The sequence below is a fragment of the Bacillus sp. UNCCL81 genome (assembly GCF_900112535.1).
GTDB classification, from domain to species: Bacteria; Bacillota; Bacilli; order Bacillales; family Bacillaceae_G; genus Gottfriedia; species Gottfriedia luciferensis_B.
Map to the genome: position 1 here is coordinate 48,183 of NZ_FOMF01000004.1, position 23,756 is coordinate 71,938.

At 31.7% G+C, this 23,756-nt stretch carries 30 protein-coding genes; 7 read left to right on the forward strand and 23 right to left on the reverse strand.

All coding sequences use genetic code 11. The features are described from left to right. Positions 1-29 precede the first annotated feature (29 nt). From BM319_RS09765 to BM319_RS09780, 4 genes are all read right to left on the reverse strand, one after another. On the reverse strand, positions 30-893 hold the full coding sequence (locus tag BM319_RS09765; protein WP_025568184.1) for a VOC family protein: 864 nt from the start codon (positions 891-893) through the stop codon (positions 30-32). Then, positions 890-1,249, reverse strand: coding sequence for a DoxX family protein (locus BM319_RS09770; RefSeq protein ID WP_069034189.1), 360 nt, complete (start codon positions 1,247-1,249; stop codon positions 890-892). Before BM319_RS09770 ends, BM319_RS09765 begins: the two co-directional genes overlap by 4 nt. Positions 1,250-2,184: 935 nt before the next feature. Beyond that, a complete protein-coding gene (locus BM319_RS09775; protein WP_025568186.1) occupies positions 2,185-2,634 on the reverse strand; it encodes an RrF2 family transcriptional regulator in 450 nt (149 codons plus the stop codon). 171 nt (positions 2,635-2,805) lie between these two features. Further along, a complete protein-coding gene (locus BM319_RS09780; protein ID WP_025568187.1) occupies positions 2,806-3,009 on the reverse strand; it encodes an alpha/beta-type small acid-soluble spore protein in 204 nt (67 codons plus the stop codon). 296 nt (positions 3,010-3,305) lie between these two features. Here BM319_RS09780 and BM319_RS09785 point away from each other — a divergent pair, with 296 nt between their 5' ends. Then, positions 3,306-4,340 (forward strand): LLM class flavin-dependent oxidoreductase, encoded by a 1,035-nt coding sequence (locus BM319_RS09785; protein WP_286143712.1) that lies wholly within the window; start codon positions 3,306-3,308, stop codon positions 4,338-4,340. A 46-nt stretch (positions 4,341-4,386) separates the two neighbouring features. On the opposite strand, the gene BM319_RS09790 is transcribed toward BM319_RS09785, so the two are convergent. From BM319_RS09790 to BM319_RS09810, 5 genes are all read right to left on the reverse strand, one after another. After that, the gene (locus BM319_RS09790; RefSeq protein ID WP_091022359.1) at positions 4,387-4,848 is read right to left on the reverse strand and encodes an SRPBCC family protein; all 462 of its coding nucleotides are present in this window, start codon (positions 4,846-4,848) and stop codon (positions 4,387-4,389) included. Between the two features lie 196 nt (positions 4,849-5,044). Further along, a complete protein-coding gene (locus BM319_RS09795; protein ID WP_091022361.1) occupies positions 5,045-5,326 on the reverse strand; it encodes a type II toxin-antitoxin system RelE/ParE family toxin in 282 nt (93 codons plus the stop codon). Beyond that, on the reverse strand, positions 5,326-5,589 hold the full coding sequence (locus BM319_RS09800) for a hypothetical protein (protein WP_069034191.1): 264 nt from the start codon (positions 5,587-5,589) through the stop codon (positions 5,326-5,328). Before BM319_RS09800 ends, BM319_RS09795 begins: the two co-directional genes overlap by 1 nt. 206 nt (positions 5,590-5,795) lie before the next feature. After that, positions 5,796-6,224: a DUF4395 domain-containing protein gene (locus tag BM319_RS09805; RefSeq protein ID WP_091022363.1), complete on the reverse strand. Its 429-nt coding sequence runs from the start codon at positions 6,222-6,224 to the stop codon at positions 5,796-5,798. A 243-nt stretch (positions 6,225-6,467) separates the two neighbouring features. Beyond that, positions 6,468-7,394 (reverse strand): helix-turn-helix transcriptional regulator, encoded by a 927-nt coding sequence (locus BM319_RS09810; RefSeq protein ID WP_091022365.1) that lies wholly within the window; start codon positions 7,392-7,394, stop codon positions 6,468-6,470. Positions 7,395-7,563: 169 nt separating this feature from the next. Here BM319_RS09810 and BM319_RS09815 point away from each other — a divergent pair, with 169 nt between their 5' ends. Continuing rightward, positions 7,564-8,022, forward strand: coding sequence for a VOC family protein (locus BM319_RS09815; RefSeq protein WP_025568193.1), 459 nt, complete (start codon positions 7,564-7,566; stop codon positions 8,020-8,022). Positions 8,023-8,104: 82 nt separating this feature from the next. Here the strand turns inward: BM319_RS09815 and arsC are convergent, their stop codons facing one another. The 8 genes from arsC to nagZ form a co-directional block, all read right to left on the reverse strand. Further along, on the reverse strand, positions 8,105-8,509 hold the full coding sequence (gene arsC / locus BM319_RS09820; protein ID WP_025568194.1) for an arsenate reductase (thioredoxin): 405 nt from the start codon (positions 8,507-8,509) through the stop codon (positions 8,105-8,107). Between the two features lie 23 nt (positions 8,510-8,532). Continuing rightward, entirely contained in the window at positions 8,533-9,576 is a 1,044-nt protein-coding gene (gene arsB / locus BM319_RS09825; RefSeq protein ID WP_025568195.1) for an ACR3 family arsenite efflux transporter, read from the reverse strand. 19 nt (positions 9,577-9,595) lie between these two features. Then, positions 9,596-10,033, reverse strand: a complete 438-nt coding sequence (locus BM319_RS09830; protein ID WP_025568196.1) for an ArsI/CadI family heavy metal resistance metalloenzyme — start codon at positions 10,031-10,033, stop codon at positions 9,596-9,598. Between the two features lie 58 nt (positions 10,034-10,091). Beyond that, a complete protein-coding gene (locus BM319_RS09835) occupies positions 10,092-10,409 on the reverse strand; it encodes an ArsR/SmtB family transcription factor (protein ID WP_025568197.1) in 318 nt (105 codons plus the stop codon). A 201-nt stretch (positions 10,410-10,610) separates the two neighbouring features. Continuing rightward, entirely contained in the window at positions 10,611-11,237 is a 627-nt protein-coding gene (cdaS, locus tag BM319_RS09840) for a sporulation-specific diadenylate cyclase CdaS (protein ID WP_025568198.1), read from the reverse strand. Between the two features lie 129 nt (positions 11,238-11,366). Then, the gene (locus BM319_RS09845; protein ID WP_029715224.1) at positions 11,367-11,753 is read right to left on the reverse strand and encodes a RidA family protein; all 387 of its coding nucleotides are present in this window, start codon (positions 11,751-11,753) and stop codon (positions 11,367-11,369) included. 78 nt (positions 11,754-11,831) lie between these two features. Then, positions 11,832-12,068: a hypothetical protein gene (locus BM319_RS09850; protein WP_049813506.1), complete on the reverse strand. Its 237-nt coding sequence runs from the start codon at positions 12,066-12,068 to the stop codon at positions 11,832-11,834. Between the two features lie 103 nt (positions 12,069-12,171). After that, on the reverse strand, positions 12,172-13,809 hold the full coding sequence (nagZ, locus tag BM319_RS09855; protein WP_049813507.1) for a beta-N-acetylhexosaminidase: 1,638 nt from the start codon (positions 13,807-13,809) through the stop codon (positions 12,172-12,174). Between the two features lie 188 nt (positions 13,810-13,997). On the opposite strand from nagZ, the gene BM319_RS09860 reads away from it, so the two are divergent. Next, on the forward strand, positions 13,998-14,915 hold the full coding sequence (locus BM319_RS09860) for an alpha/beta hydrolase (protein ID WP_254664601.1): 918 nt from the start codon (positions 13,998-14,000) through the stop codon (positions 14,913-14,915). A gap of 189 nt (positions 14,916-15,104) precedes the next feature. After that, positions 15,105-16,061 carry a hypothetical protein gene (locus BM319_RS09865; protein ID WP_025568203.1) on the forward strand — a complete coding sequence of 319 codons (957 nt, stop codon included), beginning with the start codon at positions 15,105-15,107 and terminating at the stop codon, positions 16,059-16,061. Here BM319_RS09865 and brfA read toward each other — a convergent pair. The 4 genes from brfA to BM319_RS09885 form a co-directional block, all read right to left on the reverse strand. Then, positions 16,048-16,275 carry a ribosome rescue factor BrfA gene (gene brfA / locus BM319_RS09870; RefSeq protein WP_025568204.1) on the reverse strand — a complete coding sequence of 76 codons (228 nt, stop codon included), beginning with the start codon at positions 16,273-16,275 and terminating at the stop codon, positions 16,048-16,050. The two genes, BM319_RS09865 and brfA, sit on opposite strands and share 14 nt — an antisense overlap. Positions 16,276-16,348: 73 nt before the next feature. Next, on the reverse strand, positions 16,349-16,636 hold the full coding sequence (locus tag BM319_RS09875; protein WP_025568205.1) for a hypothetical protein: 288 nt from the start codon (positions 16,634-16,636) through the stop codon (positions 16,349-16,351). A 153-nt stretch (positions 16,637-16,789) separates the two neighbouring features. After that, positions 16,790-18,061: a helix-turn-helix domain-containing protein gene (locus BM319_RS09880; RefSeq protein WP_025568206.1), complete on the reverse strand. Its 1,272-nt coding sequence runs from the start codon at positions 18,059-18,061 to the stop codon at positions 16,790-16,792. Between the two features lie 286 nt (positions 18,062-18,347). Next, positions 18,348-18,914, reverse strand: a complete 567-nt coding sequence (locus tag BM319_RS09885) for a DUF1643 domain-containing protein (protein ID WP_025568207.1) — start codon at positions 18,912-18,914, stop codon at positions 18,348-18,350. A gap of 216 nt (positions 18,915-19,130) precedes the next feature. Between BM319_RS09885 and BM319_RS09890 the strand changes: the two genes are divergently transcribed. Then, positions 19,131-19,919, forward strand: coding sequence for an HAD family hydrolase (locus BM319_RS09890; RefSeq protein WP_025568208.1), 789 nt, complete (start codon positions 19,131-19,133; stop codon positions 19,917-19,919). A 526-nt stretch (positions 19,920-20,445) separates the two neighbouring features. Next, a complete protein-coding gene (locus BM319_RS09895) occupies positions 20,446-21,009 on the forward strand; it encodes a hypothetical protein (RefSeq protein ID WP_091022369.1) in 564 nt (187 codons plus the stop codon). Positions 21,010-21,076: 67 nt separating this feature from the next. Here BM319_RS09895 and megL read toward each other — a convergent pair whose 3' ends face one another. Continuing rightward, entirely contained in the window at positions 21,077-22,273 is a 1,197-nt protein-coding gene (gene megL / locus BM319_RS09900) for a methionine gamma-lyase (protein WP_091022372.1), read from the reverse strand. A 748-nt stretch (positions 22,274-23,021) separates the two neighbouring features. Here megL and BM319_RS09905 point away from each other — a divergent pair. After that, a complete protein-coding gene (locus BM319_RS09905) occupies positions 23,022-23,207 on the forward strand; it encodes a hypothetical protein (RefSeq protein WP_025568211.1) in 186 nt (61 codons plus the stop codon). Positions 23,208-23,243: 36 nt separating this feature from the next. On the opposite strand, the gene BM319_RS25050 is transcribed toward BM319_RS09905, so the two are convergent. Beyond that, complete coding sequence (locus tag BM319_RS25050) at positions 23,244-23,375, reverse strand: hypothetical protein (protein WP_282439847.1); 132 nt, start codon at positions 23,373-23,375, stop codon at positions 23,244-23,246. Positions 23,376-23,756: the final 381 nt, after the last annotated feature.

Sequence of the window (23,756 nt, forward strand, 5' to 3'; positions counted from 1 at the left end):
TCAGTCTGGTACTCAAATATTTTGTATTTTTATTTTTCATTACCAACTAAAAGTTGGATTGTTATGCCTGATGGGTCCTTTGTAAATGTTACGCCATTATCTACAAAAACAGAAGCGCCCATATTCTTTAAACGATTGACTACCACCGATTTTTCTTCTTCACTTGGATATAACAACGTAAAATTCTTTAATCCTGCACTGCTATCAGAAGATGCAACTCCTCCTGCGCTATGCCAAGTATTTAAACCGATGTGATGATGATAACGTCCAGTTGAAATAAATAAAGCTTGGCTTCCATATTTCGTTACAACATCAAATCCAAGTCCTTCACAATAAAACTTCTCTGTGCTATTTAAATCAGAAACTTGTAAATGGATATGCCCCATAATTGTGCCTTTTGGTAGTCCAGTAAAAGCTTCATTCTCAGCAAGTGCTAAAAGACCCTCTACATCTAATCGTTTACTATCCATAACAACATACTCATTATGCCATTGCCAATTCTCCGATGGACGATCTGCATAAATTTCAATTCCATTCATATCTGGATCCGCTAAATAAATTGCTTCACTCACTAAATGATCCGAACCACCTTGAAGTGGATTTCTAGTTTCAATCAGATGCTTAAGCACGATACCTAAATCTTTTCGAGTAGGTACTAATAACGCAAAATGATATAATCCTGTATTTTGCTCATTTTTAGGTGTAACATTGTCTGGCTGCTCTAATCTTATTAAAACATTTACCCCATCCGCAGTTAAGCTAGCATTTGTAGTTGAATGTTCCAAAACTTTTAAACCAATAACCTCTTGATAAAATGCTAATGAACGCTCTAAATTCGCAACTTTTAATTCTACTGTTGGAGCATAAACTTTAGGCTTTTGATGAAAATTCATTTTAATTTACCTCCTCTAGAAAATAGTACAATTAATGTTAACACTAACAGAATGAATGGAGCCATTGCAACACTCAGGCCTTGACCCGCATGTAAATGAGTAAATACAGCACCTACCATAATAATTGCCAATCCGACTGAAGCAAGCTTACCTAATATAATCTTCCAATAACCAACTAATAAACCAATTGCCCCTAACACCTCAAATGAACCAATCGTATACATCATACTTTTTGAATAACCATAAACCTCTTTAAAATCATGTAACATCTGAGTATTGCCACTTAATTTCACAAATCCAGACAGTAGAAATGCAATAATTAATATCCCTTGGATAATTCGGGTAAACCATTTCATTTAAAAATCTCTCCCTTTTTAGTTTTATACTGAACTTAATTTAAGCGCAGTTATTTTTAGAGTTTTATACTATATTTGATTTTATTTCGTTTACTGTTCTTTATTCGAAGACAGTAAAGTATAAAAAAATAGTGTGATTGATATTAAGTGGTTACTTTTTGTAAGTTAGTGATTTAAATACAGTATATGCGATAACTGTTCTCATTTCAAGTGCATTTTATTATTTTGATTAACCAATTTTTCAAAATTAGAATTTTACGCTTGTTGAAATCCTTTGAGAGAAAGAATTTTGTTAAAAAAAATGTATTATCAGTTCACTTTAATTCATTAAAAGAGTCCAATCGATCGTGTATCTGAACAAAAATCACTTCAATTGATACAAAAATTTGATATTTTCTAACGTAAACGATTCTCTTTTATATTTTAATAGCGATTTTGTTATTTTTAATTGCGATTTCCGAAAATTATTTACGATAGCACTATTTTAATTGCGATTGTTGATATTTATTTGCGATGGCTCTATTTTATTTGCGATTCCTGATATTTATTTGCGATGGCTCTATTTTCTTTGCGATTTTTGACATTTAATTGCGTTGGCACAATTTAATTGCGATTCCTGACATTTATTTGCGATAGCACTATTTTCTTTGCGATTCCTGACATTTTATTTGCGATGGCTCTATTTTCTTTGCGATTCCTGATATTTATTTGCGATTCCTGATATTTATTTGCGATTGCTCTATTTTCTTTGCGATTTCTGAAATTTATTTGCGTTGGCACAATTTAAATGCGATTTCTGAAATTTATTTGCGTTGGCACAATTTAATTGCGATTCCTGATATTTATTTGCGATGGCACTATTTTATTTGCGATGGCTCTATTTAAATACGATTCCAACAAAATAAAAATATCGTACATCCAAATGTACGATATTTTCAAAGTGATTCGATTGTTTTATGACTGGCACGTCTTACAAAATCCGCCAAAGTATAGTTACATAAAAAGCCAAGTAAGTGCTCTTCTGCTTCAATTGCAAAGTCTGAAAATACGTTGTTCATTACACGTCCACTAGTACAGTCAGATGTGGATTCAATTAATGCGGTTGATAGAGGTTCTGTCATTTGTAGGGCAATGTAGACTTGTTTTAAGGTAATTTCCTCTGGTGACTTAGCTAATAAATAGCCGCCATCTCGTCCCTCTCTTGCTTCTACTATTTTTTCTTTTACGAGGGGAGCCATGATTCTTCTCATAAATGAAACACCTGATCTAATATGTTTTGCGATTGCTTTACTTGGTGTAACCCCTTCTGTTGTTGCTAGTAAAACTAATGCCTGAATAGCAAATCCGAACCACTTAGGTGTAACGGAATTTTTACAACTTGACATCATTTATCACCATCCAGTGATATTATTATCCCCCGTTTTTGTTTCCCTTGCAAGTATATAGTAGTTTTGAATCTTGTTTAAATTAGTAGATAACGATTAATTGGATGGATCTAGTTGTTTTTAGACAATAAAAAAAGGATAGAAAGTTTGCTTTCCATCCTAATTTTTTATTTAACGAGCATATCCGCCTAGGCTTTGTTCTGCCATTTGAACTAGACGCTTCGTAATTTCTCCACCAACTGAACCGTTAGCGCGTGAAGTTGTGTCTGGTCCTAAGTGCACTCCAAATTCAGAAGCTATTTCGAACTTCATTTGCTCAATTGCTGAAATTGCATTTGGTGAAGCATATTGATTTGAAGATCTTCTGTTTGCCATGTTGTCGACTCCTTTGTCTTTTGGATGCTCTGATGTTGTTTATCAGATTAAAGATAGTATGATTCTAAAAATTTATTCTATACATTTATTTACAAATTTTTTTCTTTTTACCAAAAGTACTTCTTGTTACCATCTGAAGTTTTCGTGTATAAATATTTCCAAGTTCAAAAGCTTGTATTATCTCTTTAGATTTTCTATAATCTTAGCATACTGTATATAATTAAAACACAGTTTATCAAATGAAAACGTCTCGTTATTTCCATATATTGAAAATCGTTTTTTAGGAGGAAAATTTTATGATGAATAATCGTTTCCAAGATAAAGTTGCTAAGAATTTAAGTGAAATACCTTTATCTGTATTAGACTTAGCACCAGTTGTTGAAGGAAGCACTCCTGCTGATGCGTTTAAAAATAGTCTTGATTTAGCACAGCATGCAGAAAAATGGGGATATCACCGTTACTGGTTTGCCGAACATCATAATATGCCTGCAGTTGCAAGTTCAGCTACTTCCGTTGTAATTGGACATATTGCAAGTGGAACATCAACGATTCGTGTTGGTTCAGGAGGCATCATGTTACCAAATCATGCTCCATTAGTCATAGCAGAACAATTTGGTACATTAGAATCACTACACCCAGGTCGTGTTGATCTCGGATTAGGTCGTGCCCCTGGTAGTGATATGTCTACAACTAGAGCATTACGTAGAGATTTACGCAGCCACGAAGACTTCCCTGCTCAATTAGAAGAATTGCGTAATTATTTTAATCCGTCAGGTGGAATAGGCAGTTTAACGGTTCAAGCTGTACCTGGTGAAGGTTTAAATATACCAATTTGGTTATTAGGATCAAGTGGCTTTAGTGCTCAATTAGCTGCTGAATTAGGTTTACCATTTGCATTTGCAGCGCACTTTGCACCAGACTATACAGTCCAAGCAATGCAGCTGTATCATAATAACTTTAAACCTTCTGAAGTATTAGATGAACCATATGCAATGATTGGTTTAAATGTTGTCGTTGCTGACACAGATCAAGAAGCAAAAAGACTTTTCACAACACAGCAACAATCATTTTTAAACTTAGTTCGAGGTGGTAAACCAGCTCTTTTAAAACCACCAGTTGATGATATGGATGAAATTTGGAATCCATTTGAAAAAGAAACACTTGAAAATCAAATGAAACTATCTGCTATTGGTACAATCGAAACCGTTACTGAAAAACTACAAACAGTTTTAAATATAACAAAAGCGGATGAGATTATGGTAAATGGTTCTGTTTTCGATCATGCAGCACGTTTATATTCATATGAATTATTAAGTAAAGTATCAAAATAATAAAAAAGGAGAGCATTTGATGTTCTCCTTTTTGTTGTTTAGAAGCTTAATCCTGTTCCTTTAAAGCTTCTTGTTCGACTCTTTGTAAAAAATCATGTACTGCTTTTAAATTATTCCCCTTTGGATTAGCTAGTTTTAACATTGCTCGTCCGATAAAATTTACTCCAGCATTCGTGCCTTCATAAATAAATTTTGTATGTGTTTCGTCGATTTTTTCTACTGTAAATGTTAGATTCGTTTCAAATGCATTTGCTAAAACAAAATGGATTTGCTTTTTTTTATATGATTCAGTATCTTCGTATGCTAAAGTTTCAACAATATAAGATTCTACACGTTTTCCTTCTCTATAACTCTGCTGATGCTTTGCACCTACTTCGTTTTCGTTTTTATCGATTAAATTATGCTCTTCAACTTTTGGCATTATTTTCTTAATATTTTTATCTAAAAATAGACTCCATACTTTTTCGATATTTGTATTAATAACTATATCTTCTTTCCATTTAATCATTATTTGTATTCTTCCTTCCTGAAGCAATCATTTTATCTATTTCATTTATTTTTAAAGTTACCCCTTATTTTTCGTTTAACTTTCCTTAAAATCCTTGGAGAACACCACAATTTCAAATATTAGTTCTATTATACCGAATTATGTTTTCATATCATAAAAAAAGCCCTCTCATTTAATGAGAAGGCTCTGATTTTTATTATTTTTCACTTGGAAATACGATTGCTACAATAACTATATCGTTATTGACCCTTTCAAAATAAATTCGAAATTTTTTAATTACGACTCTTGATATTCCTTTATAATTTCCAAATTCTTCAGTATATGCTTTTCCAATGACTTCATTTTTTAATAAATCTTCTGTTTCTAAGACTATTTGTGAAATAATATCAAATGTTTCTTCTGGAGTAAATCTTATACTTCTAAATTGGGTAAGTTTATTTCGTACATTAGGTAGCCATATAACATTTCTAAAAATCATTAAATGAAATCCTTAGGGGAAATTGATTTTAAAAATTCAGATGTTGACACCCCTAATCCTTTTTTGTACTCTTCCTGACTTTTCCTAATCATAATCTCTATTTCAGGATTTGCTTCGATGTCTGCTTTAATAGAATTTTCTTCTTCTTGAAGAACAAGTGTGAATCGTCCTTTGCCTGGTACAGAAAACTGAACAACAGAATTCTCACGATTCATATTTGAAATATATCTCATAAGTTCTTCTGAGAATTGAGCTTTTTCCATCCAAATCACCACCAATAAAAGACTTATTATTATATCATAGCATATATCATACAAATAATTGGAATAAACCAATTATTTATATGTTACGAGTTTCAATTATTCTTCCATATTTTCAAAATCAACTTCTATTTATGATAAGAATATTGGATTTCATAGCATAAAAAAAGCCCTCTCATTTAATGAGAAGACTCTGATTTTTATTTAATTTACCTTAAGCTTTTTCGGTATTTATATTGGTTCCATTGAAAATGAATATAACATCCAATACAAAATCCATTGATTGCGATAAACGATGCTAATGCGACCATATTTGAAAACACATAAAATAATACGTTCCAACCAACTAATGCACCAATAAATGCTAGAGATAAGCAGGTTACTGCAATTGTTTGATTAAAATTTTGTTGGCCTTTATCTTCTTGCGGATAGCTCGATGGTTTCTTTTTTAAAAAAAGTTTAGCAAATTTTATGATTGGATGGAAATCAAAAAGTAATCCACTAAGACCACTAATTAAAGGAATAAGTAGTAGCCAGTACTGACCAGTGACCCAAGTCAAAATAACAGAAATAAAGATCGTCCATTGATTTGTACGAACTAAAGGTAATGGAATTGTATTTATTTTTGAATTAGACATACACAAAACCAACCTTTCGTATCGGAATAATTAAGTATAATCATAATATGATTTCAAAAACAATACAATCCATAAATCTGAAAAAAGTAAAATAATAATAAACAAAAGTCTCAGTAAAATATAAATGTTGATTTTTGAATTATAAAAGGTTGTCTAATTTGAAAACCTTTAGGAACTCTTATTCAACTAAAGCATTGCGTTAATTGCTTAAACCCTTTTCTTTTTCATGATGGAACCCGTCGATTATATATTTTCAAGAAGATCTCTATAATATTGTCGTAAAGTTTCCTTTAAATTAGTAGGCTCTATGATTTTTACTGTTTGTCCAAATCTGGCAAGATATTTAATGATAAAGCCAAGTTCATTTGGCTCATATGTACCAATAATATATGCATTTTCCAACTCGTAGAATAATTTCATGGATGGATAATGTTCCTGTTCAAATAGTTCTATTCCTGCTTGATTGATCAACCATTTAAATTGTATTGCATTTTCTGACGGCTTCCAAAGTGAATGGGAATTTTGCTTAGTAATTTCTTTTAATTCCTCCAAAGGTTGAATGGTTGTTATTTCAGCCGAAGTGATACGATCACAGCGAAAAACACGGTAAGCGGTTTTATCCATATCATATGCTTGACAATACCAATATCCCTTCATTACGTATATAGCAATCGGATGAATAGTACGAACGCTGTTTTGATAGGTTATTTTTAGTACAATATTTTGAACTGCTGCCATTAATAATATTTCTAAATGCATGCTTTCTTTAATTTGTTCAGTATGTTGAAAGGATACGCGATTTTGCATCCTCTCTATATCTTGTTTTTGACATTCCGACAGTACATCTATGAATTTTTCATGAATTGTACGATAGGATACTTGAAAAGGTAAATTTGAAAAGCTTCGAAGAGACTGCATTGCAAAGTAAAGCGCAAGGATTTCTTGATTATTAAAATAAATAGGTGGAAGCTTCATTTGATTAAGTAAACGATATCCTCCATAACGACCATATTCTGCGTATATTGGAGCTCCAATTTCTTCTAAGGAAGCTACATCTCTAAGCGCTGTCCTTTTTGAAATCTGAAATTCCTGCATTAAATCTTGAAGTGTAAATTGCTGTTTTTGATTGATGAACCGAAGTATTTGATTTATTCGTTCTGATTTTTTCATAAAAACACCTCTTAATGGTGCCTAGATTTGTCACCTTTAGGCACTACACTTGTAAGTGTAATCAATATTGATGTAGGAAACAATACAGCCTCATTTAAATATTTGATTACTAACCTTACCAAAGATTTAAACAAACATAATACACTAAAATCTAAAGGAGTTGTTTAGTTTGACAGTACAACTGAATTCATTTTTGATGATGGATGGAAATGCGAAGGAAGCTATTGATTTTTACAAGGAATCACTCGATGCAAATCTTTTATTTTGCCAAACATTCGGGGATGCACCAGAAGATCCGAATTCCCCTCTACCAGAAAATTTAAAGGATTTAGTAGCACATGCAATCTTAAAAATCGGCGAGACCAATGTTATGATTGCTGATATGTTTCCAGGTTTACAATATCGAAACGGAAACAATGTTAACATCTGTATTACTACCAATGAAATAGAGAAAACAAATAAGTTTTACGAATTATTGAAAGAAGATGGTCAAGTGGTGATGCCACTGAAACAAGTTCATTTTAGTCCTGCCTACGCTATAGTAACCGACAAATTCGGTATTACCTTTCAAATATTCACAGCACTTTCAGAAGAGGCTGTAAAAAGAGGACATCAAAAAGAAAATTGACCGTTTTGAATCTTTTGGTGAATACCAGAGTCCCATAGATCAATGAAAACAAAAGAACCTTCAATGATAGAAGGTTCTTTTACTATTCCCCAGTTTCAGCAAATTGTTTAATACGAAGTCCAATTTGATCACGAACTCTTTGGAATACTCTCCATTCTTGACCTGCTGGGTCATCAAATCCCCAATGAACACGTTTCACATGTTGTGGTGTTACTGGGCATACATCATTCGCATGACCACATAAAGTCACAACTAAATCTGCATTGTTTAAGATGGTATGATCGATTACATCTGATGTTTGATTTCTAATATCGATACCAACTTCATCCATTGCTTTAATTGCATTTGGATTCACACCGTGTGCTTCGATCCCAGCTGATAAGACATTCCATTCATTTCCTAAATATTGTTTCCCCCATGCTTCTGCCATTTGGCTGCGGCAGGAGTTTCCAGTACATAAGAAGTAAATTGTTTTTTTATCTGCCATGATTATTTCACCTTTGTTTAAAATTATATTGTTGTTTCTTTTGAAAAATATTTTCTTCTCATCCACAACGCTGCGTTAACCAACGCAATCATTACGGGTACTTCAACCAATGGACCAATTACTGCTGCAAATGCCGCTCCTGAATTAATTCCAAACACTCCAACTGCCACTGCAATTGCTAATTCAAAATTATTACTACCAGCTGTGAAAGCTAAAGTTGTTGAAACTCCATAACTTGCTCCCGATTTCTTTCCTAAGAAGAATGAAACAAAGAACATAATGATGAAATAGATTAATAAAGGAATTGCGATACGAACAACATCTAAAGGAAGTTCTACAATTACTTCTCCCTTCAATGAGAACATCACAACAATTGTAAACAATAATGCAATTAACGTAATTGGACTGATTTTAGGAATAAATTCTTTTTCATACCAATCTCTACCTTTGGCTCTTACAAGAATTAATCTTGTAAATAGTCCTGTTAAAAACGGAATTCCTAAATAGATGAAAACTGATTTTGCCACTTCTGACATTGTAATATCGATTGACATTCCTTCTAAACCAAAAACTTTTGGTAATACTGTTACGAAGAAATATGCGTAACCAGAGAAAAAGATCATTTGGAAAATGGAGTTAAAGGCTACTAATCCAGCCGCATATTCACGATCTCCATCAGCTAAGTCATTCCATACGATCACCATCGCAATGCATCGTGCTAAACCGATCATGATTAAACCAACCATATATTCTGGATAATCTCTTAAAAAGAAAATTGCTAATAAAAACATTAATACTGGCCCAATTAACCAGTTTTGAATTAATGATAAAAATAATACTTTTACATCTTTAAATACTCTTCCTATCTCTTCGTAACGTACTTTTGCCAATGGCGGATACATCATTAAAATTAATCCGATAGCTAAAGGTATTGAAGTCGTTCCAACTTGTAATTTGTTTAGGCTATCTACAAATCCAGGTGTTGAAATACCAAGTATTATCCCAATTGCCATTGCTACGAATATCCAAAGGGTTAAATATCTGTCTAAAAATGATAATCGTTTCATTCGCTTCTCCTTTTACACACTAACAGCAAGAATTAACTTTAGATTCAGTGGCAGTTTTACAACAAGACGTATTTTCTATTTTTTGAACTTCACTATCTGCTTTTGTATAGAAGAATTCCCACTCATTTCCGTCTGGATCTGTTACCCAAAACTTATCTTGTACCGCATAGCAACAAGTTGTATCCATTTCTTCACGAGCAAAGAAACCTTCTTTTTCTAGTCTTTCTTTATGAGTTAAGATTTCTTCAGCTGTTTCAACTTGGAAACCAAAGTGATTTACTTGATTCCCTTCAACTTGATCACGAACGTTTAATGTGAAATTAAGACCTGGATTTTCTAACAGAAATTTCGCATATCCCTCTTTCACTTTAACAGGTACTAATCCAAATACCTTTTGATAAAAAGCGATTGATGCCTCTAAATTAGTCACATTAACCCCTACATGAACATATTTCATACAGAATTCCTCCCTTAATTTGTTAAATCAAATAAAGTTGATTTAACGATTAAAAAAATTAGCAACAATTACTGTTACGTTTACCGTTATCTGATTTTCGGAAAATACAACAAAGCTCTTCTGATAACAAGCTGTTAACTTCTGTATCGTTTAAATCGTAATAGCTCCATGTCCCCTTTGTCTCTTTAATAATGAGCCCTGCGTCTAGTAAGATTCTTAAATGATAAGAGAGCTTTGATTGTGTCATATCAAACGTTTCCGTTAAATCACATACACATGTACTTCCTCTTTGGCAAAGCTCATACATGATTTCTAGACGCTTCTGATCAGCTAACGCTTTAAATTTCTGCTCATATTTCTGGAACTGTTGTGTCATCTCAGTCATGTGATTACTCCTTAATCAAATTTTCTTGATGAATTAAGTATATGTTAGTTTATCAAATAAATGCAATATATAAATCAAAAAAAGTTGATTTATAACTTCTTATGAAACTAAACTGCCATTTAGTTAAATCCAAAATCACCAATCTACTTTGCAAATCCAACAAAAAAACGATCAAAAATGACCGTTTCAGTTTCAATTAATAGGTGCTCCATATTTAACAGGATATAAGCTTCCTTTATAAGCGAAAGATATATTTCCTGTTTCTTCTGATACAACTAGGGCAAGTGCATCGCTTTGTTCGGAAATTCCAACTGCTGCTCGGTGCCTTGTTCCAAGTTTTTTATTATCGTATGTAATTTTAGAAAGTGGAAGTACATTACCTGCTGAAATGATCATGTTATTTTCAACAAGTACTGCTCCGTCATGTAACGGGCTACCTGGATAAAAAATTGATTCTAGCAATGCTGGAGATAGTTTTGCACCGACGTGGATCCCTGAACTCATCAATTCTTCAAGCGAGTCGTCTCTTTTTACAACAATTAATCCGCCATGTTTGCGTTTAGACAAGTGTTGAACTGTGATTGTCAATTCATCAAAGATATCAGTATACGGAGCTAGGTATGAATTTAAATAAAATGAGGCAGCATCCATTTGTAAATCATTAAAGACACGATGAATATTTTCAAATTCCGTTAATATGCCGCATCCTTTATTTTCAATTCTTCCAATCATACCGTCGATTTTTAAATTAAGTTGAGTTAATGTATTTGTTATATTTTTTCTTAAAGTGGGATTTAATTGAGACTCGAATTCATCCATTTCAATTTTTCATCTCGCTTTCGAACCGAATTACCTCCACTTAAGTTTCCCAAAGTTGGCTATGTTATACCAATCATTACCACCTTGTTTTTTCAATAATAATTGATGGTTTGTAACGAACTTAGTTGATTATCTTGCTGCCCATGCTTCAACTTCTATTTTAATGTCTGGATTTGCTAAAGCTGATACATAAGCATAAGTTGTTGCAGGTGGATTACCAGAATGAAATTGGCTCCAACAGTCTAGAAAGAATTGACGATCGATTTTCTCTGTTAACCAAAAGTTTAGTTTAAAAAGATTAGTAAGCTCGACTTTCTCACTCTTAAGTATGTTTTTTATGTTCTCAAGTGCATTGACAAATTGACTTTCGATATCATTTGGAAATACTCCGTTTTTGTCGTTCCCTACTTGACCTGATAAAACAACTAGCTCTGCATGTCTTGGGACAATTGTGACATGACTATATTGGCCAACAGGTGCGGCAACAGATTCAGGGTTTACTTTTTTAATTTTCATATTTATTTCCTCCTTTTTTCTTTCAAAAAACCTCAAATGTCTTAAACATTTGAGGTAGTCATTTTTTATGTATACATATTATCTTAATAATTCTATTACTCTCGCTAACCCTGTAGGTGTTATTGAAATATTAAATAATGAAGCAATTTCCTTTTGATCTATATCACTTTTAATCCAAGTTAAACCGTTTATAAATCCTTGCATTTCTAATTCAATTAATGCAGGTTCGACATCATCAATTTCTACTCCTACTTCATTATGAAGCCCTTTTTCAAAATCTGGCTCTTTTTCTTGAAGTTCTTTAAAAATGGCCAATAGCATTAATCCTGCATCTGAAATCTTACTACCCAGAAAGAACACCACCTTTCAGACTATTTATTCGACAAAAGGTGGTAATTTCCTTTTTTTGCTAATTTTTCTACTTATTTAATAACTTATTTGTTTTTTCAACGAGCTTTTGAAGATCTGCCGGCTTTACCTGATTATTATCTAGTTTATACTTTTGTTTAAGTAAAATGATTCGTTTTACACTCTCGTTTATACGTTCCTCTGAAATTGTTTTGTTTTTCACGGCTGTTTCGATTTCTTTATAAACAGCTTTTACTTTGTTAGGATCATGGGCAACCATAATGATATCACTTCCAGCTAAAATGGAAGTAACCGCTGCTTTTTCTAAATTATAATTTTTTCCTATTGCATCCATCGTCATATCATCCGTCATTACTACTCCGTTATACTTTAAATCATCCCTTAACATTGAAGTAATGATCATTTTAGACATTGAAGCAGGGTATTTAGGATCAATTTTTGGTAATAAAATATGTGCAACCATAACAGCATCTGCGTTTTGGTTGATCGCGTCCTTAAACGGTATTAATTCCAATGATTTTAAATCAGTATACGATTTGTTTACAACTGGTAATTCTAAATGGGAATCAACTGAAGTATCACCATGGCCCGGAAAATGCTTTACAACTGGGATGATTTTCTCTGATTGAATCCCTTTCATTGTTTGTATTCCTAAATTACTTACAGTTTTTGGATTATTACTAAATGAACGATCACCAATAACCGGATTTTTAGGATTACTATTTACATCTAAAACAGGCGCAAAGTCCATATTTAAACCAAAAGCTTGTAATTGTTCTCCTAGTATCTGGCCAATTTCAAATGAGAATTGTCCATTATTTTTCTTTCCAATTATTTCATTTGATGGTATCTGACCAAGATTTCCTGGTAAACGAGAAACCCTTCCACCTTCTTGATCAACTCCGAATAAGATCGGTAAATGATTATTTTGATTAGCAGCCTTTATTGTATTTACAAGTTTAACGGTTTGACTGTTATTCGTTAAATTTTCATTGTAAAAAATAAATCCACCAATATGATATTGCTCAACTAGTTCTTTTAAACTATTTGAGTAATTCGGTCCGTAAAAACCTGAGATAATCATTTGACCTATTTTTTCTTGAAGTGTCATCGCATTTAAAAGCTGATCTAGTTTAGTGCCAGTACTAGGAGTAAGCTCGTCAATCATAGATACAGACGTATGATGAAGTGTTGGATTATTATTTTCACTAGTTGGTCTTGGTAAGATAAACTTCAATTCAATTTGATTTGGAAGTTCATAAACTAAAATAATTTGATCAACTTGTTGATCCTTATAATATTTAACCTTAGATGGCTTTTTTAATTGTTTCATAATATCGTCATAGTGAATTTGTTGTAAATTAGAATCATATGATCTTACTTCATAAATTCGATTTTGATGATCATATCCTACTGTAAATCCCTGTTTTTGATAAGTTAAGTACGTACCATTAGCTACCTGATCTTTTTGAGTAGACTCCCCAAACTGCTCCGTTAGCTCCTTTAAAGAAGTATTCCCTACTTGTATATTTTTTTGGTTTGGAATTTCTCCTTGTTTAGCGCTTGAAAGTATATTATTTAAAATTTCTTCGGTTGAAAGTTGACTCGAATGATTAGTCTCCGTTTGATGATTTGTATTTTTATTTGGATTCGATTTTGATGAATCTTGGAAAACTTTATCTTTCACCGCAAAGTAAACACTTGTACAGATAATTAACAATAGTATTATTAAAAAAACAGTTTTTTTGATAATATTCTCCTCCTAAAATATTATTTTCCCCTCTTTACTTACTTATATTTCCATTAGTTAAGTGGGCACCTTCTAACGAATAGGTGCATACGATGAGAAAGATTAACGAGGAGGGACTAATTAGCATGACCAATAAAAAATCCCATGAAATAATTCAACCTATAAACTACAAAAATCAAAATATGCATCCAAATCAGAATAATCCTTACTATGATTATCACCAATATTGGTATAACGAATATCAATCATATCCTATTCATCAACAGCATCATTCAATTGACCAATCTGACATTTTTTACCGTCAGCATGCTCAAGCTACTTTCGTTTTAGTTCACGGCTCATGGGTTGATCCATTCTTTTGGCATGGAATAACACGAGAACTACAAAAAATGGGACATATTGTTCACACACCACAGTTGCCTGGACATGGTACAGATAAAGATAAAAATGTAAATCATGAGATGATTACAAAACAAGTTGTTCACTATATAACGTCTAATAAGCTTAATAATATTATTTTGATCGGTCACAGCTTTGGTGGCACGGTCATTCAAAAAGTCGCTGAGCAGCTTCACGACCGAATTAAACGATTAGTTTTTTGGAATGCTTTTGTTTTAAATGACGGCGAAAGCTTAGCTGATCAATTTCCACCACAAGCACAAAAATTCCTTTTAGACTTAGCAAAACAATCTTCTGATAATACAATCAAACTACCATTTCAATACTTCAGGGATGTGTTTGTTAACTTGGCTGATTTACAAACGGCAAGGCAAATTTATAATGCGACAACACCGGAACCAGTAATGCCTCTAGTCGAAAAGCTAGATTTAAAAACGTTTTACCAATTATCTACTCCAAGAAGCTTTATTAATTTACAAGAGGATACAGTAGTACCCGCAGGAGAAAATTCTGGTTGGTACCCTCATATGGCTAGTAGATTAGGAATTTATCGTTTTATACAAGGAAGTGGCGATCATATGTCAACTGCAAAAATATACCCAAGAAGAATGGCACAATTAATTGTAAATGCGTCACGAGACTAAAAATGGACTTTGCTAGTTTATGATTGTATCACTTAATTTCCTTACCTTTAAGTGAAGTGAATTTTCTTAACTTCATTTAAAGGTAATTTAAATTAGATTTAATCCTATTAATATATATTTAATATTCTTGTAACATGTAATATACTAATAGTATGAAAAATTTTAATATTATATTATTAGGAGACCGAAATGAATAAAATAAAGAAAATCGCAACTATAGCAACTGCAACAACTCTATCAGCAGGTATTCTATTAGGTATGCTACCAACTGAAACACAAGCTGCAACTAATACTAAAGTTGTCCAAGCTCAAAATGATTTAAAAAAACAAGTTAGCTCTTATATTAAAGTTTTGAACAATTTAAAAAGTGAAATCTATTATACAGATCAAGAGGTTTATGATTATTATAAAGAATTACAAACTGATGTTACTTTATTTAATAAGTACGGATATACAGGTAAAGATGCACTAGTGACAAAAACTACCAGCTTTAAAACAAGAATTGATAAAGCTCGTAAAGATAATGCAGCAGTAGATATGAAAAAAATAACAGCACAATTTAATACATATATTAAAAAAGTAGATTCAAAAAATGCTAAAACTTACTTTACTACACAAAAAAATAAATTGATGGCAATTAGAAATTACCAAAACCACACATACGATACGATCGAGTCATATGTATACGATATTGAAGACCAAATTCTTACTGAAAATGAAATTTATATTCGTAAGCAGTTACCTGTTGAATATAAAAACTATGAAACTGAAAAGACTTTAGTAAATCAACGCTTTTTTGGAATGACATCTAAAGAACAAGAAATTATTAGCTATGCATATGATGTTCTTGATATGGATTACACAACACATCGTCAAATCGAAAAAGATCTAGACTCTATGTTTGATCAGTATTTTAAAAATGGTTTTGATGAGATCTATGATGTAGAAGATAATGAAAGCTTAGATTATGCACTTCAAAAAAGAGATGTAGCAAAAGCAAAAGTTGCTCTTGTAAATTATACTGCCGTTTATAAAAAATTTAATAATACTTACAATCAATTTGAAGCTGCGGCCGATGTATATAAAACAAATCTAACAGTTAAATTTGCTAATAAAGTAAAAAAAGCGCCATCTACACAACAATAAGATCAGCATCTAAATAAAAACAGTCCTTTGTATGAAAATCATCTTTTCCAAAGGACTGTTTTTTATGTTTAACTTGATTTAATTTTTCTTGTTTCGTTTTTGTTCTACGTGTATTTAAATCTAACATCGCAAATGAACTTCTACTTAATTCTGGATTTCGTTTACCTTCTCTAACTAGTTTGTCTCGTAATTTTCTTGCTTTTGATTTGCTCATTCTTTCCACCTCTTTTAACTTTATTCTTCTATTATATACAAGCAATCAATGTTTTCCACTACCACTTCGTAATTTATTTTTTTGAAATTGGAATAAAGTGATTAAATAAACCGACCACTTTTATGTCTTTATCTAAAGCCTTAACCTCGTAAACTGAAAAAAAGACATAATCTTTTTTAGTTGTAACCTTACTTATAAGTTTTTCTCCTAGCAAGTCAATTCCAAAATCCAGATATTTATTTTTTGATTCCAATTTAAGTTGATCCTTTGCCCAAGTGACAAACTCTCCCTTTGATGGATTTGTTTGTGCAGAAATAATTAGACAGATTGCTAAAACTCCGATAACAAGTAATTTTTTCATAAAGTCACCTTTTCATTATTTTTACTAATTATATGATAAAGGATATTACTGAATTGTCCAGAAAATATCTTTTTTTATTAATAAAATGTCTAGAAAAAATAAAAAAGGGTCTTAATTGCGACCCCTTAAAGTAAAAACAAGTTCAATTTGAAACTATTTAATTACTGCATTTTTTACAATTTTTGAATCTAAAAATGGAATCACTGAAAAAATTTCATTAATGCCATGTTTTGATATAGCATCTAAAGCCAGTTCATTAAGTAAGTCACCTTCAATAAATGGACAAATTGGTGTTAATGACTTAATCCCGTTTAATTCATAACTCTTTCTTGTGCAATCATTAATTATTTCACTACTTATAAATGGTGCCATCGATGCTAGTCCTTTTATACCATTTGTTTCAAACTCTTTTTTTGCACATTCATCAATTATTTCGTCACTGATAAATGCTGCCATAGATGTTATTTCCTTTATGCCATTTTGCTCAAACTCTTTCTTTGCACACTCATCGATGATTTCATCGCTAATAAATGGTGCCATAGACGTTAATCCTTTTATACCATTTGTTTCAAATTCTTTCTTTGCGCATTCATTAATTACTTCTTCACTAATAAATGGTGCCACCCCAGTTAATCCCTTAATACCATTCGTTTCAAACTCTCTCTTTGCGCACTCACTAATTACTTCTTCGCTGATAAATGGTGCCACCCCAGTTAATCCTTTAAGACCATTCGTTTCAAACTCTTTCTTTGCGCATTCATTAATTACTTCTTCGCTAATAAATGGTGCCAAAGTTGTAAATCCTTTTATACCGTTCGTTTCAAACTCTTTCTTCGCTAATTCATCAATTAACTCTTGAGATAAAAACGGTGCAACTCGTGATAATTCTTCAATTCCATTGGACTCAAACTCTTTCTTCGCAACTTCATCTATTACATCGTTACTAATATAAGGTGCCATCCGCGATAATTCTTTGATTCCATTGGAAGCAAATTCTTTCTTTGCACATTCATCGATTATATCTTCACTAACAAATGGAGCTAGATCCGCTGTATCAAAAATCGTAAGGTCATTTTCAACGTTTCTAAAAACTAAGTCGGCTTGATCGATATTAAGAATCGGTGCAACATTTAAAAATTCTTCTTTTTCAACTTCTAAATCATTTGAAGAATCAGGATCATCTTTTTCAATTAAATTATTGATCAACTTAACACCTTTTTCATTTCCTAAAATTTCATCAATGCTTACATTAAATATCTCAGCAAGCTCTGGTAATTTCGAAATATCAGGCATTGTCTCTCCACGTTCCCAGTTACTAATAGCTTGAAAGCTAACACCTAATTGATCAGCTAGTTTCATCTGTGTAATTTTGTTTGCCTTTCTTAATTGAGCAATTTGTCTACCTACTTTTTTCATATCAAACATATCTTTCACCTCTATTTAAAAGTTAATTTCATTGTATCTAGTTAATTGAATAGTTAAAATCAAGTGTTACTTGAATTGAGGTAAAATGGACTCAAGTAATAATTGAGTTTCTAGAAAGTCAGCAATTTTAGTAAAGTTTTGTAATTAATTTAAAGTGTAGCTTTCTGCCTTGTACTTAACTTAATGCTCAATTTATTATAACAATTTTTATAAATATAAGTATTTGAATTTTCAAGTAATAAAAAAAACAACCCAAAATGAGTTGTCTTCATAAAGATTATTTAGATTAATCTTTTGTAGTCCATTCATAAAGTGCTTCAAAATTTAATTTTTCTAACCAATGTCGCTCCGCTAAAATAACTGGGTGAATCAAGATATCCTTCCGATTTGAGTCATCACAAAAATTAAATAATTTATCTTTATAAGGTTCTAGCAGATCTAGAACTTCTTTTATTCGCCATTTAAATCGTTTACTTGAACCCCAGCCTACTATAATAATGTCTGCATTACTAATCGCTAATTTAATCGCTTCATCGTTATGCTCGCCAACTTCGCATTCTTTTCCTTTTAGCTTTGTTGAATCCGGTTCCATTAATGCAAAAAGATTTACTAGTTCTAGCGATCCGAAGTTACCTTTCTTATAATCTATAAAAAAGTTAAGACATCTCGCCAATATATAATCACTCTTTAGATGATTTGCTCGACAAGGATTAAGTAATACAAGCGTAGCTTTCTTTTTTGATTCATCCCAAGTTCTTGTAAGCGAATATCGCATTAATTTATTTTGTTTATCGAAGACCGCCTTCGTATGAATTTGCATTGAATGACAGTTTACAAAATCTTCAAATGACATATACTCACTCTTTTCATCATTAATTAAAACAAAATCAACAAAGTATTATATTCCATCTAATCGTCATTTGTACTATATTATTAATTTAAAATAAATAATCCATACTTTGTATCTAAAAAAAAAGTTAAATTTTAGTAGCTTACTATTTACTAATTCATATTTTCCTAGTACGATAGTGGATAATTTATACAGTTCATATTAGGAAGGGGCTTTTTTATGATTAAGGGAATCATTTTTGATTTGGATGACACATTACTTTGGGACCAAAAAAGTGTTCAAGTTGCATTCGCAAATACATGTAAGCTAGCAACAGAAAAATACGGTATTGATCCAACTGAATTTGAAAATGCCGTTCGTGATGCGGCTAGAAAGCTTTATGAATCATACGATACATACGAATTCACAAAATTAATTGGCATTAATCCATTCGAAGGACTTTGGGGGAATTTTTTAGATGATCATGATCAATTTCCAAAAATGAAGGAAAATTCACCTACCTATCGAAAAAATGCATGGACGCTTGGCTTAAAAGCATTCGGAATAGATGATCCAGAATTTGGTCGTTTATTAGCCGAAACATTCCCTGAAGAACGCAAAGGAAATCCTTTTGTATACGATGAAACATTTGATGTGCTTGATCGATTAAATGGACAATATAAACTACTCTTACTAACAAACGGCTCCCCTGATTTGCAACATACGAAGCTTTCAATTACACCAAAGATTAAAGAATATTTTGATCAAATTCTAATTTCTGGAGACTTCGGAAAAGGTAAACCTGACCCAAGTATTTTTGAACATGCCTTATCATTAATGGAACTATCAAAAGAAGAGGTCATTATGGTCGGAGATAATCTTATGACTGATATTTTAGGCTCAAGCAGAATTGGAATGAAAAACGTATGGATTAATAGGCATAATAAAGAGCGAAATGAAGTTGTACCTACATATGAAATTACTCATTTAGAAGAGCTTTATCCGATTATTGATTCTTTGAATAAGTAGGTTTTGTTTAAAAAATCTAGTGGTCCATTATTATGGGGACTTGCTGGATTTTTTTTATTGATTGGAATTTGGATTAAGTCGTAATTTATTCAAGCAAGTGCAATTAAATTCTCGGTATCGCAATTAAAAATGGCATTTCTGCAATTAAATTCCCGGTATCGCAATTAAAAATGGCATTTCTGCAATTAAAAGTATGAAAAACGCAATTAAACTAGATATATACCAATACTAGTATCTGTATTTTTGGCCTCTTTTCAACTTAAACTGGTGTCTTTAAATGAATATTTTAGTCTAACCAGTCAATTGAGCCAAAAATCAAATCAAACTTGCAATTTCACAACGACATTATTATAAACTATTACGATTTTGACTAGATATACCCCCTATTTATGTCAAAAATCTTAAAAATCTTCCCTTTGACCGACTGCTCGTCCAAAAAAATTTTTAAACTAATGATAATGACCGTTTCGGCTTATATGATTCGTTTCATAAAATGTAGTATCAAACTCATGGAGGTTAACTACTATTGTCGGAACAACATGGAATTAGCATATCTAAAAGCACTTCACCAGAGAATAGAAGTCATATTTTAAAAAGAGCTCAGAAATTAATTGGGAAAAAGGTTTTTTTGGAGACTTTTTTATTTAATTATAGAGGAAGATTAGTATCAATTAATGAAGACCATTCATTAAATTTGATCATTTTGGCCTCTGATGAGGTGTTTAGACAAATTAGAATTGATTTAGCGTTGGTGATTGAGATTGGAAAATTATCTTGTAAAAGTGTTTCTTCAAGAAATGAGCAAGGAGATTTTACAAGTGATGAGTCATCGCAGGCGAAGCGACATTATATAACTGTATCTGAAAGAACGTCTCCTCAAACACAAAAAAGGATTAATCGTCTTGCCAAAGAGTTTAAGGGTGAGGTAGTCATCGTAAAAACACTAATTTATCATTATGTAGTTTGCATTAATGAAATTCATGATTCATATATAACAGTCCACCAACTAATCGATTTTGATCCGCATTTTGCTATTGAGTTTAGGATTGATAAAAATATTATTTATGAAATTGTTGATTTTCCAAATTAATTTTAGAGCGAAAATAAAAAGTACTTTCTAAGAAAATTTTAGAAAGTACTTTTTTATCAACTAGCGATTAATATACAGTATTGCTATTAGATTTAATTAATGCTTGTTGTAAATCGGCTACGATATCTTCCCATGCTTCTAACCCAACTGACATGCGTAGCATATTATCTGTTATGCCCATTTTTTCTCGTAACTCTTTTGGAACGACTGCATGTGTCATCGTCGCTGGATGCTGAACTAATGTCTCTGTATCACCTAGACTTACAGCTATTTTTATCATCTCTAAGTGGTTAATAAATTCCTGCGTATCTTTCTTCGTTCCGTCAATTGTAAATGCGAAGACTCCTCCACCTTTTTTCATTTGCTTACTTGCAATAAAATAATTTTGACTTTTAAAATCTCCAGGGTAAAATACTTCCTTTACCATTGGATGTGATTGTAAAAATGAAACGACCTTTTTTGCATTTTCACATTGACGGTCCATTCGAACAGCTAATGTCTTTAATCCTCGAAGCAGGAGCCATGCATCAAATGGTGACATAATTGCTCCTATATCTTTTCGGATGGGAATCATTCGATCAGCTAGCTCTTTTGTTTTACAAACAACAATTCCTGCAACTACATCACCATGACCACTAATATATTTCGTTGCACTATGTAGCACAATGTCACAGCCTTGTGTTAATGGCTTTTGTAAATAAGGTGAACAAAATGTATTATCAACTACGACAGTAATATTATTTTTCTTTGCAACTTCGACCACCATTTCGATATCAATTACTTTCATTGTAGGGTTGATCGGTGTTTCAATAAAGATAACTTTCGTGTTTTCTTGGATTAAGTTTTGAATTTCTTCCTCAGTATCCATTTCACAAAAATTATGTTCAATTCCAAATTTATTCTCTAGCATTTCTAAAAAACCATACGTACATCCATAAATACCCTTTGAACATAAAATATGGTCCCCGGTGCTAATTAAAGAAAAAATTGTAGCAGACACAGCAGCCATTCCAGAACCAAATGCTAACGCTATTTCTCCTTCTTCTAACGCAGCCATTCGTTCTTCCAAAATTTGTACAGTTGGATTTCCTAACCTTGAGTAAATAAAGTCATCTCTTTCACCAGCAAAGGACTGTTCTCCATGTTGTGCAGTAGGAAACGTATAAGTAGACGTATGAAATAATGGAGGAGTTAAACTCCCGTGATACTCACTAGTTTTGTAGCCTTCGTGAATCAACTTTGTATCAAACTGATTTTTCTTCATTTCTAATTAGCCTCCTTAATTAAGTACGTATTGATCAAACGTTAATTAAAGCAAAAAACCAAAATGAAAGCCCTTACAAAATATTCACTTAGACTACTTCTAGAAATAGGAAAGCAATACCTTTTAATAGATCCTACTATAGGCAAAATTACACGATCTTAATTCAATAAAATACTTAAATACAAAATAGAAAGTAGCAAATTGTTCAATTTCATATTGGTTCTTTGTATTTATTAACATTTCTTACCTAACTTTTTTCCTATTACTTTTTTCGTTCGGTTGAATTGTAATGATTAAATCTTCCTCTTTAACTAGGTTGATAATCTTAATTTAAAATGGAAAAAAGTACTTTCTAAAAATCTAAAAAGTACTTTTTTCAGAGTGTTGAAATATAAATTGATCTATAGAAAAAACGAGAAAACTGACATTAAATGAACATTAATTTAATGATGAAATTATCATTTTTGGGGTGATCTATTAATGTTTTTAAATGTTAAGATGGTTGAATAATTTCATGATTCCATTAATCACTAGTAATGAATTTTTTCAGAAGTTAAAAATACGATGGACTAATTTTTAGAAAAACAAATTTAGTTGATTAGTTTAATTAAAGTTCGATATTTATTGACCTATAGGCTGATTAATATACAATAGTTGGGTTACTCTAAGTAAAGGCAATTTGATAATGATTTATTGCAGACTTTTTTCGATGAATAAGTTGATTGGAGCGGAGGGGTGCTCGACTCCTATGGGATATGCGGGAAGGCTGAGACCCCGCAGGCTTGCCGAGGAGGCTAAAGAATCTCGCCCCATGGAAAGCGAGCATCCTGTAGTGGAAATCAACATCACTTTACCCCTTTTACGAAAATTTGGTAATTTAATTGACAAGGTTGTTTTTCAACAGCGTGAAAAAAAGTACTTTCTAAAAATCTAGAAAGTACTTTTTTATTTTCAAATTATTCTCATCTCGTTAATCTTCTAACCACTTCAGAATTTCATCAATTCCAATCGCTTCTTCAACTTCTGGAAATTTCTTAATAAAATTTAAATCGGTATCATTTGGTATCAATTCATCAAATTCGTTTGGATCATGGAAGCTCATTGACTACACCTCTTTAGTAAATTTTATTTAATTTCTGTATTGTTAACAAACTTACTTAATAAAATACATATCCAATTTTTAATGAAAAAATTACTTCGATTAACGAATGAATTAATAATAATAATAGTTCGTAGTTTTTTTAATTTTCCCTCTTTTTTTCATAAAAAAACTTGTACAAAATAGTTCAGTGTCTAGAACAAACTCTTGCTTTCGACCATTTAATATTATATCTAATTAATTAGATGTATTTTATGATCACATTTATCACCGAGTCTATATAACGAAGATTTTCTATAACATTTTATTACTAATTATAAAGTCATCCTTATAATTACTTCTTCTAGCCTTAAATTTAATCTAAAATAAGCACTTTTCAATTCG

Coding starts and splice junctions, on each gene's coding strand:
- arsC (WP_025568194.1), bottom strand. CDS start 8,509: ATGGCAGATAAAAAAACAATTTACTTCTTATGTACTGGAAACTCCTGC.
- BM319_RS09780 (WP_025568187.1), bottom strand. CDS start 3,009: ATGGCAAACAGAAGATCTTCAAATCAATATGCTTCACCAAATGCAATT.
- BM319_RS09845 (WP_029715224.1), bottom strand. CDS start 11,753: ATGAAAATTAAAAAAGTAAACCCTGAATCTGTTGCCGCACCTGTTGGC.
- BM319_RS09775 (WP_025568186.1), bottom strand. CDS start 2,634: ATGTCAAGTTGTAAAAATTCCGTTACACCTAAGTGGTTCGGATTTGCT.
- BM319_RS09810 (WP_091022365.1), bottom strand. CDS start 7,394: ATGAAAAAATCAGAACGAATAAATCAAATACTTCGGTTCATCAATCAA.
- BM319_RS09830 (WP_025568196.1), bottom strand. CDS start 10,033: ATGAAATATGTTCATGTAGGGGTTAATGTGACTAATTTAGAGGCATCA.
- cdaS (WP_025568198.1), bottom strand. CDS start 11,237: ATGGATGAATTCGAGTCTCAATTAAATCCCACTTTAAGAAAAAATATA.
- BM319_RS09785 (WP_286143712.1), top strand. CDS start 3,306: ATGATGAATAATCGTTTCCAAGATAAAGTTGCTAAGAATTTAAGTGAA.
- arsB (WP_025568195.1), bottom strand. CDS start 9,576: ATGAAACGATTATCATTTTTAGACAGATATTTAACCCTTTGGATATTC.
- BM319_RS09890 (WP_025568208.1), top strand. CDS start 19,131: ATGATTAAGGGAATCATTTTTGATTTGGATGACACATTACTTTGGGAC.
- BM319_RS09865 (WP_025568203.1), top strand. CDS start 15,105: ATGAATAAAATAAAGAAAATCGCAACTATAGCAACTGCAACAACTCTA.
- brfA (WP_025568204.1), bottom strand. CDS start 16,275: ATGAGCAAATCAAAAGCAAGAAAATTACGAGACAAACTAGTTAGAGAA.
- BM319_RS09790 (WP_091022359.1), bottom strand. CDS start 4,848: ATGATTAAATGGAAAGAAGATATAGTTATTAATACAAATATCGAAAAA.
- BM319_RS25050 (WP_282439847.1), bottom strand. CDS start 23,375: ATGAGCTTCCATGATCCAAACGAATTTGATGAATTGATACCAAATGAT.
- BM319_RS09805 (WP_091022363.1), bottom strand. CDS start 6,224: ATGTCTAATTCAAAAATAAATACAATTCCATTACCTTTAGTTCGTACA.
- BM319_RS09795 (WP_091022361.1), bottom strand. CDS start 5,326: ATGATTTTTAGAAATGTTATATGGCTACCTAATGTACGAAATAAACTT.
- BM319_RS09800 (WP_069034191.1), bottom strand. CDS start 5,589: ATGGAAAAAGCTCAATTCTCAGAAGAACTTATGAGATATATTTCAAAT.
- BM319_RS09770 (WP_069034189.1), bottom strand. CDS start 1,249: ATGAAATGGTTTACCCGAATTATCCAAGGGATATTAATTATTGCATTT.
- BM319_RS09905 (WP_025568211.1), top strand. CDS start 23,022: ATGGGATATGCGGGAAGGCTGAGACCCCGCAGGCTTGCCGAGGAGGCT.
- BM319_RS09860 (WP_254664601.1), top strand. CDS start 13,998: ATGACCAATAAAAAATCCCATGAAATAATTCAACCTATAAACTACAAA.
- BM319_RS09880 (WP_025568206.1), bottom strand. CDS start 18,061: ATGTTTGATATGAAAAAAGTAGGTAGACAAATTGCTCAATTAAGAAAG.
- BM319_RS09875 (WP_025568205.1), bottom strand. CDS start 16,636: ATGAAAAAATTACTTGTTATCGGAGTTTTAGCAATCTGTCTAATTATT.
- BM319_RS09835 (WP_025568197.1), bottom strand. CDS start 10,409: ATGACACAACAGTTCCAGAAATATGAGCAGAAATTTAAAGCGTTAGCT.
- BM319_RS09765 (WP_025568184.1), bottom strand. CDS start 893: ATGAATTTTCATCAAAAGCCTAAAGTTTATGCTCCAACAGTAGAATTA.
- BM319_RS09885 (WP_025568207.1), bottom strand. CDS start 18,914: ATGTCATTTGAAGATTTTGTAAACTGTCATTCAATGCAAATTCATACG.
- megL (WP_091022372.1), bottom strand. CDS start 22,273: ATGAAGAAAAATCAGTTTGATACAAAGTTGATTCACGAAGGCTACAAA.